The 8,088-nt window shown below is 61.3% G+C and carries 6 protein-coding genes; 3 read left to right on the forward strand and 3 right to left on the reverse strand.

Annotated elements, in window-relative coordinates:
- From ACPYOI_RS33430 to ACPYOI_RS33440, 3 genes are all read right to left on the reverse strand, one after another.
- A partial coding sequence (locus tag ACPYOI_RS33430) for an ABC transporter permease subunit (protein ID WP_481423976.1) occupies window positions 1-712 on the reverse strand: 712 nt, incomplete at its 3' end.
- 25 nt (window positions 713-737) lie between these two features.
- The gene (locus tag ACPYOI_RS33435; RefSeq protein ID WP_481423977.1) at window positions 738-1,757 is read right to left on the reverse strand and encodes an amino acid ABC transporter substrate-binding protein; all 1,020 of its coding nucleotides are present in this window, start codon (window positions 1,755-1,757) and stop codon (window positions 738-740) included.
- Between the two features lie 231 nt (window positions 1,758-1,988).
- Entirely contained in the window at window positions 1,989-2,924 is a 936-nt protein-coding gene (locus tag ACPYOI_RS33440; RefSeq protein ID WP_481423978.1) for a LysR family transcriptional regulator, read from the reverse strand.
- Between the two features lie 275 nt (window positions 2,925-3,199).
- Between ACPYOI_RS33440 and ACPYOI_RS33445 the strand changes: the two genes are divergently transcribed.
- The 3 genes from ACPYOI_RS33445 to ACPYOI_RS33455 all read left to right on the forward strand — a co-directional run.
- Window positions 3,200-5,275 carry a hydantoinase/oxoprolinase family protein gene (locus ACPYOI_RS33445; RefSeq protein ID WP_481423979.1) on the forward strand — a complete coding sequence of 692 codons (2,076 nt, stop codon included), beginning with the start codon at window positions 3,200-3,202 and terminating at the stop codon, window positions 5,273-5,275.
- A complete protein-coding gene (locus ACPYOI_RS33450) occupies window positions 5,272-7,056 on the forward strand; it encodes a hydantoinase B/oxoprolinase family protein (protein ID WP_481423980.1) in 1,785 nt (594 codons plus the stop codon). Before ACPYOI_RS33445 ends, ACPYOI_RS33450 begins: the two co-directional genes overlap by 4 nt.
- Window positions 7,053-8,088 (forward strand): M24 family metallopeptidase (locus tag ACPYOI_RS33455; RefSeq protein ID WP_481423981.1); only part of this gene is annotated, 1,036 nt, incomplete at its 3' end. The genes ACPYOI_RS33450 and ACPYOI_RS33455, both read left to right, overlap by 4 nt.

An 8,088-nucleotide genomic window follows, 5' to 3' on the forward strand; every position in this document is an offset into this window, starting at 1 on the left:
GCAGGAGAAGGGGAACAGCGAGGCAGATCGCACCCGAGATCCACCGACCGCTGGACATATTGCCGGTTCTCACGCGGTAGCGCTGTGCCGAAACAAAGAGAACAGCAGCCGCGATCAGGAAAAGGGCCGCTGTCGCAACGAAGACAGGAAGACCCGGTTGAGGAATGGGCGTTGGAAGGAACAGTCCACGCTTGTTGAGAAAGAAGACGTCGAATGCATTGAGGCTCTGGCGCGGGGCGGGGAGGCTTCCAAGGACGGCAAAATACCAGAAGAACAACTGCAGGAGCAGCGGAACGTTCCGGACGACCTCGACATAGAACTGTGCCAGAAGCGAGAGAAGTGGATTGATCGACAGACGCGCCACCGACACGAAGAAGCCGAGCACTGTCGAAAGCACAATGGAGACGACGGCGATCAGCGCCGTATTGATGAATGCTACGAGAAAAGCCCTGAAATAAGTTGCGCCCTCCGGATAGGCGATCGGGGTCTGGGCGATCTCGAAGCCGGCGGGCCGCGACAGGAAGCCAAAACCCACTTGCAGGTTGAGCCGAGCAATATTGCCGATGACGTTGACCACAATGGATCCAACGAACAGGGCCAGCACAAGCAGGACGATCGCCTGGATTGCCAGCGTTCGCGGCCCGCCCGCGCTCAGCCTGGCGATCATGCCGGGCTGAGGCGGTGGTTTCAGCGTGCTAATATTGGCGGTCATGCAGGTGGGTTATGGCGCTCGGTGCTCAGCGGAATGGCGGAGAGATCAGAAGACCGCCGTTATTCCAGAGATTGTTCAGCCCGCGCGAGAGGTGCAGCGAGGACTTTTCTCCGAGATTGCGGTCAAAGATCTCGCCGTAGTTACCGACGGATTTGACGATGTTGTAAGCCCAATTGGCCGGCAGGCCAAGTTTCTGGCCGAGGTCGTCGCCGATGCCGAGAAACCGCTTAACCTCAGGACTGGCGGATGTCTTCGCGATGTCGTCGACGTTGCCCGAGTTGATGCCGAGTTCTTCGGCGGCCATCGTCGCAAATCCGACCCAGCGGACGAGATGAGTCCACTTTTCATCGTTGTCGCGTACGACCGGTCCCACGGTTTCCTTAGAAATCGTCTCGGGAAGGATCACGTGCTGGCTCGGATCCTTCAGTCCCTGGCCGCGTGAGGCGAGCGAACCGCGGTCATTCGTCCAGGCGTCGCAGCGCTCCTCGTCGTAGGCAAGCCGCGTCGCATCCGTGCCATTGAAGGTCACAATCTTGTAGGTGAGCTTATGCTGGCGGAAATAGTCCGCGATGTTCAGCTCGGTCGTCGTTCCCTGAGCAGCGCAGATCGTCGCCCCATCCAGCTCGTTGACACTCTTGATACCGGCGGACTTGCGGACCATGAAACCCTGACCGTCATAGAAGACGGTGAGCGGAAACTCGACGCCGCCACCATTGTCGCGATTGTAGCTCCAGGTGAAGCGGTGAGTCAGAACGTCGACGCCGCCGGTGGTCAGTACCGTGAACGCGTCGCGCGGCTCGACGACGTGAAGTTCGACCTTCTTGGGGTCGCCAAAAACGGCCGACGCGATGGCGCGGCAAAAATCGATGTCGAAGCCGCGTTGATTGCCTTGATTATCCGTGAAGGCGAATCCGGGGTTATTTGGAGCGATGCCGCAGCGAACGGCGCCGCGAGCCTTGACATCGCTGAGCGTATCGGCATGCGCGGCAAGACTGCCGCCGAGAAGGATTGCCGCCGAAAGCGCTAGAATCGACCTGATCTGCATATGTGTCTCCCAATTTCCGCCTCGCCTCTTTTGAGGTCTCGCGGCGTGTCCCTTTCAGCGATGCTGCGCCGGCTGGATTTCATCGAGCGGGGGGAATCGATACGCGACGATCTGCATGCCCTCTGTCGCGTGTCCCCTTTCGACGCGCTCCCAAACGCGCAGCGGTTAGGTGGCATCGGCGAGAAAAAAATAGCAAGGGGCCATCAGGCTTCGAAAGTGATAGGTAATCGCCTATCTCCGGTGAATGCTGCTGCTGGAAATAGCCAGGTGCCGCTTTCGCAAAAACTCGGCAAACAGGGCTACGGAAGGCGATACGGGCCGTTTTACAGAGAAAATCTGCCGCACGTCCATCATCAGAGGCGGTGCGTCGAGCGGCAGCATGACAAGGTTGCCTTTTTCGAGATCATGCTGGACGCGCCTTAGAAGGCAACAATACAGGCCGACCTCGGCCATGGCGAGCGCCCGCAGGAATTCGAATTCGGTGGCTTTCGACACGACGGAAATATTGTGGACGCCGACCTCGGTCAACATCTTGATGACATTCTGACCGAACAATGAACCGTCCGGCGGACCAACGAACCTACAGGTATCGAGTTCAGCCGGTGCAATGCCATTCCTCCTGGCCAGCGGATGCTTGGGGGAGGCGACGATGGCAATCTCCTGCTGTCCGACAATGACCGAGCTCAGGCCGGGCACCTCTTCATTGCTGAGATAAAGGCCGACATTTGCGGTATCGCTGCGGATGAGATCGATCACTTCCTCCTGGCGTCCAACCCGGGTCACCAGCTCGACCTCCCGGTGCTGCCCGGCAAATTCGGCAAGGAGAGGGGGCATGAAGTCCGATAGCGACCGCTGGCAAGCCAGGATGACCCGGCGCTCGGATTCCAGCCGCGATCTATGGAGATCGACTGCCATGCTCTCGGCTTCGTCGAGAAGAAGTCTGGCGTGGTTGAGAAAGGTCTTTCCGAGATCCGTGAGTTCGACGCCACGGCCGCGTCGACGTTGGAAGAGTGCCCCGCCCGCCTGGCTTTCCAATGCCTGCACGTGACTGCTGATCGAAGGCTGGACCATGCCGAGCTTTTCGGCTGCCGCCCTGAAGCCGCCGCATTCTGCAATGGCAATGAAGACTTCCAGCCGTCTTAGCGTAATCCTTGGCGGTTTATGCATATCGTAAGCCCGTGAATCGGCCCCGTGCAGGCATCGAATGATGGCGCAGGCCGAAAAATTTTCGACAGTTATATGACGTAATGCATTGGCCCTGCAATCGCTTGCCGGCGCCAACATAGGCAAAAGCCTATCACTTTTGTAGCCCTTTCACCCGTTGCTATTTGTCTGTTGTCTTGAAAGATTTTCGCTCCGGCAGGTGGTTGCCGCAAATCGGGGTTTTGGGAGGAACGCTTCTTCGGGGAAGCATGGCCGAAGCCCTATCATAGGTGTGGGTAATGTCTGAAAACAAGCTTTCCTCGGGCGGCCTTAATGTTGCTGTCGATATCGGCGGAACATTCACGGACCTCGTCGCATTCGATGAAAGCAGGGGCCGCGTCTACCAGGCCAAGTCACTGACCACGCCGCATGAATTGTCCCAAGGCGTTTGGGATTGCCTGGCCAAGGCTGGCATTGCCCTCGGCAGTGCAGAAAATATCGTTCACGGTTCGACGGTCGCGATCAATATCGCCATCGAGGAAAAAGGCGCGAAAACGGCACTCGTCGTCACCAAGGGCACACGCGACGTCTACAAGATCGGCCGCCAGAACAGGCCGGAAGCCTACAACTTCGCGTTCAGGAGGCCCGTGCCCCTCGCATCTCGCGCCAACACCTTCGAGGTGGACGAGCGGCTGTCGGCAAGCGGCTCGGTGCTGAAGCCGATCGATCCCGCCGAGGTCGAGGCTGTCGCCTGTGCCATCAAGGAATGCGGCGCAGAAACCGTCGCGGTCTGCTTCCTGCATTCCTATGTCGATCCAACGCACGAAATAGAGGCGGGGAGAATCCTCCGTCGGATGTTACCTGGCGTCTACATATCCCTGTCGCACGAGATCGTTCGTGAATACCGCGAATACGAACGGACCTCGACGACCGTTATGAATGCCTACATCGGCCCCAAGACGACCGAATATGTCGGCCGCATGCAGGACCGCCTCGGGGTGGACGGCTTCCGCGGCCGCTTTCTCATCATGCAGTCGAGCGGCGGCGTCATGTCACCGGATCAGGCTAAGGTTCTGCCCGTGGCGATGATGGAATCGGGACCGGTCGGGGGAGTCATCGCCGCCGCCGAAGTCGGACGGAGGCTCGGCATAACGAATGTCATCGCCTTCGACATGGGCGGTACGACCGCCAAGACCAGCCTGATCCAGGATGGCGCCGTATCGATCGCGCAGGGCTATCATATCGGTGGATATGCCAGCGGTCATCCGGTGATGTTTCCCGTGGTCGATATCGTGGAAGTTGGCGCCGGTGGCGGAAGTATAGCCTGGATCGATCAGGTCGGAGCATTGAAGCTTGGTCCGCAAAGTGCAGGCTCCGATCCCGGCCCGATCTCCTACCGGCGCGGCGGCGCGGAGCCGACGGTGACGGACGCAAACGTCGTCCTCGGCCGCATCGGTGCGAAGAGCTTCCTTGGTGGTAGCATGCCTCTTGACGAAGAGGCGGCGCGCAAGGGTATCGCAGAGCGGCTCTGCCCCTCGCTTGGCATGAGTGTGACGGAGGTTGCGCATGGTATCCTCAAAATCGCCAGCGCGAAGATGGCGCTTGCCGTTCGGGGGGTATCCGTGCAGCGCGGTTTCGATCCGCGCGACTTTACCCTCGTCGCCATGGGTGGCGGCGGCCCGCCGCATGTGCTCGCCATCGCCCGCGATCTCAACATCCCCAAGGTCATCATCCCCAACCTGCCGGCGCATTTCTCCGCGCTCGGCATGTTGATGAGCGACGTCCGGCAGGACTTCGTGCGGACCTATTACAAGCGGCTTGCCAATTCCGATTACGCAGAAATCCAGGCGATCTATGTGGAGCTGGCTTTGACAGGCGCTGCGGCGCTCGACCAGGCCGGCGTCGAGGAGAAGGCGCGTTCCGTCGAATACTTTATGGACCTCCGTTATGTCGGCCAGGAATTCCACCTGCAGATTCCGGTGACGGCCGAAGAGATCAAAAACGCCGATAGCGCCACCATCAACCGGCGCTTCAACGAGATGCATGAGCACCGCTTCGACCACGCGGCACCGAACGAGCCGCTGGAGCTGATCAACCTGCGTCTCACCGCTCGCGGCGAACGCCCGAAGATCAACTTCCCGAAGCTTTCGGCCAACGCGGCCGGCGCGCAAACCGGCACGCGGCCGATCTACCTGGAGGACCCGCGCAAGCCTGTCGAATGCCCGGTCTACCGGCGTGAGCTGCTGGCGCCCGGCATGCAGCTGCGCGGACCCTGCGTGATTGAGGAATTCGGTTCGACGACCGTTCTTTTCGAAGGCGATCTCATCAGCATTGCCGAAACCGGCGAGATTATCGTGGAAGTGGCCAAGGCATGACGACAGCATCCGCAAACAGAACCCGACGCAGCTCCGCCGGTCTCGATCCGGTGACGCTCGAAGTCATGCGCAATGCGCTGCCGGCGATCTCCGATGAGATGAGCTACGACCTGCAGCGCACTTCCTACAACATGATGATCTATGAGATTCGGGACTATTGCACCGCGCTTCTCGACACGAAGGGGGCCCTGATCTCCCAGAATATCGGCGGCGTCTCGCATTTCGTCGCCGATCTCGGCGTCGTCATTCAGGATGGCATCCGGCACTATGGCGTGGAGGGGTTCTTTCCCGGCGACGTCATCATGCACAATCATCAGGCCACCGCCGGCCAGCACCTCAACAACGTCGTCATCTATACGCCGGTCTTCCACCAGAACCGGCTCGTGGCCTTTGGCGTCGTGCGCGCCCACTGGGCGGATGTCGGGGGCCTTTCGACCGGCTTCGGGGGCATGGGCGCCTATGACCCCTGGAGCGAAGGCCTGCAGGTCGATCAGCTGAAGATCTACGAGAAGGGCGAGCCCGATAAGAAGATCCTCAAGATGATTCGCGACAACATCCGTTATCCGGATGCCGCGATGGGGGACCTGCGCTCGCAGCTAGCCGCCTGCCGTCTCGGTGAACGCCGCTTCTGCGAACTGCTCGACCGCTACGGCCACGACACGGTGCTCGATATCATCGACGCCATCTATGCCGAAACGGAAGCCAAGTGCCGCGCCGCGGTCGCGGAAATCCCGGATGGCGTCTATCGCGCCGACGCCTTCGTCGATGGCGCGCGCGGCACGCCGCCCTATGAGATCAAGGTGAAGGTCACCGTATCAGGCAGCGACATGGAAATCGACCTTTCCGGATGTTCGCCGCAGCGCGACGACGCGGCGATCAACAGCCGCACCTATGCCGGCGCTTACATCGCCTACAAAGCCTTGACCGGCCCGATGGAGCCGCTGAACGAGGGTGCGTTCGCCGGCCTCAAGGTCATCATTCCGGAAGGCAACATGATGATGGCCCGTTTCCCGGCCTTCATGGCGAGCTGGGGTTCTGCCTTGCCGACAGTCGTCGACACTGTCTGGCGTGCTTTTGCGGAAGCGCTTCCTGACCGTATTCCCGCAGCCCATAGCGGCTCGCTCGGCGCGCCGTTTGCGCTTTCCGGTCATGATCCCGAACGCAATGCGGGCTTCGTAGCGCAGAGTATCGAGGCGGGCGGTTGGGGCGGCCGTCCCGATCGCGACGGCGAGGATGTTTCCATGTCCGTCTGCCAAGGCGACGTGCGCAATACGCCGATCGAGACGATGGAGCTGAAGACCCCGCTCATCGTGCTCGAACGTGGCCTCTGGCCGGATTCCGGCGGCGCTGGCAAGTTCCGCGGCGGCCTCGGCGTCAGGACGACGATCCAATCGCTGGTGGAAGGCCGCTGGAATGCCGGTCCTCCGGGACACCGTTCGGGTTACGCCCCCTGGGGCCTATGTGGCGGCAAGCCGGGTGTGCTCGGGTACACGCTGATCCGCTCGCCCGGCGAAGACAAATACGAACTATCGCTGTCGCCGCGCGTTGCCGGAAAGGCGGGTACAGAAGTCATCTTCCGCACGTCCGGCGGTGGCGGCTGGGGCAATCCGCTCGAACGTGACCTCGATCGCGTGCTTCGCGACGTGACGGAGGGCTATGTCTCGGCGGAGAAGGCCTACGAAGACTACGGCGTGGTTCTGTCTGTGGACCGCAAATCGGTCGACGAGGAGGCGACGCGGTCGCGTCGCGCCGCTCTGGCAGCGAAGGAAGCTTCTCTATGAGCGCCTCCGAATTTCGGCCGAACCCGCTACGCGACAGCTGCCTCGATCGCCGGCGCGAAGCGGTGCGCGAGAGCCTGCGGGCACAGGGGCTGGAAGGCATGATCGCCTACGGGACCGGCCGGCATTCCTTCCTGGCCTCCAATCCCGCCTGGTATCTCACCGGCCTCCGGCAGCTTGGCCCGCATATGGCGATCCTGCTGCCGGTGGAGGGCGATCCGGTCGTCATCACCACGCCGGCTTGGGATCTCGGCCGCGCCCGTGAATGGGTGAACGTCGCCGATATCGTCGCCGTCGATCCGGAGAGTTTTCTGGACACCGTGCGGACCGAGCTCGACCGCCGCAACATGCGTGGCAAGCGGTTGGCGATCGCTGGCGGCATCCAGCTTCGCGAGATCAGCGACGCCTGGCCCGCCATGCTGACGCAAGCACCTGTTCCCGGCGACAAGCTGGTCAGTGACATTTCCCGGGCGCGCGATGAATGGTCGCTCGCCAGCGTCCGCAAGGCCGCCGACATCGCGGAGCGGGGCTATCAATACGGGCTGGATGTCGCCCGTCCCGGCATGGCCGAATATCAGCTGGCCGCCGAGATGGAGGCCTATATGCGCGGCCTCGGCGCGGAAGACAATTTCCAGCTTCTCTCAGCATCGCAGCATAACCGCGCCGCTCATCGCGCCAGCGAACGCAAGTTCGATCGCAGCGATCTGCTTCTCGGCGAGATCACTCCGGCGGTCGAGGGGGAATATGTGCAAATCTGCCGTTCCGCCGTGTTCGGGGAGCCGACGAAGCTGCAGCGGGACACGTTCACGCTTCTCGACGGCGCCTTGCACGATGCGATGCGCGCCGCCAAACCCGGCGTTGCCGCACGGGATCTCGTTTCGATCATGAACGCACCAATCATCGCCGCCGGCTACGAGGCCTATACGAAACCGCCCTATATGCGCACCCGCGGTCACAGTATGGCGCTCGGCTCGATGGACCCGGAAATCGCCGTCGACAGCGACGAAGTGCTGATCAAGGGCATGGTCTTCATCC

Source organism: Rhizobium sp. SVR5-2C (assembly GCF_056755115.1).

What these genes read in the sequence shown, in the direction of transcription:
- ACPYOI_RS33435 (WP_481423977.1), bottom strand. Translation starts at nt 1,757, where the DNA reads ATGCAGATCAGGTCGATTCTAGCGCTTTCGGCGGCAATCCTTCTCGGC.
- ACPYOI_RS33440 (WP_481423978.1), bottom strand. Translation starts at nt 2,924, where the DNA reads ATGCATAAACCGCCAAGGATTACGCTAAGACGGCTGGAAGTCTTCATT.
- ACPYOI_RS33445 (WP_481423979.1), top strand. Translation starts at nt 3,200, where the DNA reads ATGTCTGAAAACAAGCTTTCCTCGGGCGGCCTTAATGTTGCTGTCGAT.
- ACPYOI_RS33450 (WP_481423980.1), top strand. Translation starts at nt 5,272, where the DNA reads ATGACGACAGCATCCGCAAACAGAACCCGACGCAGCTCCGCCGGTCTC.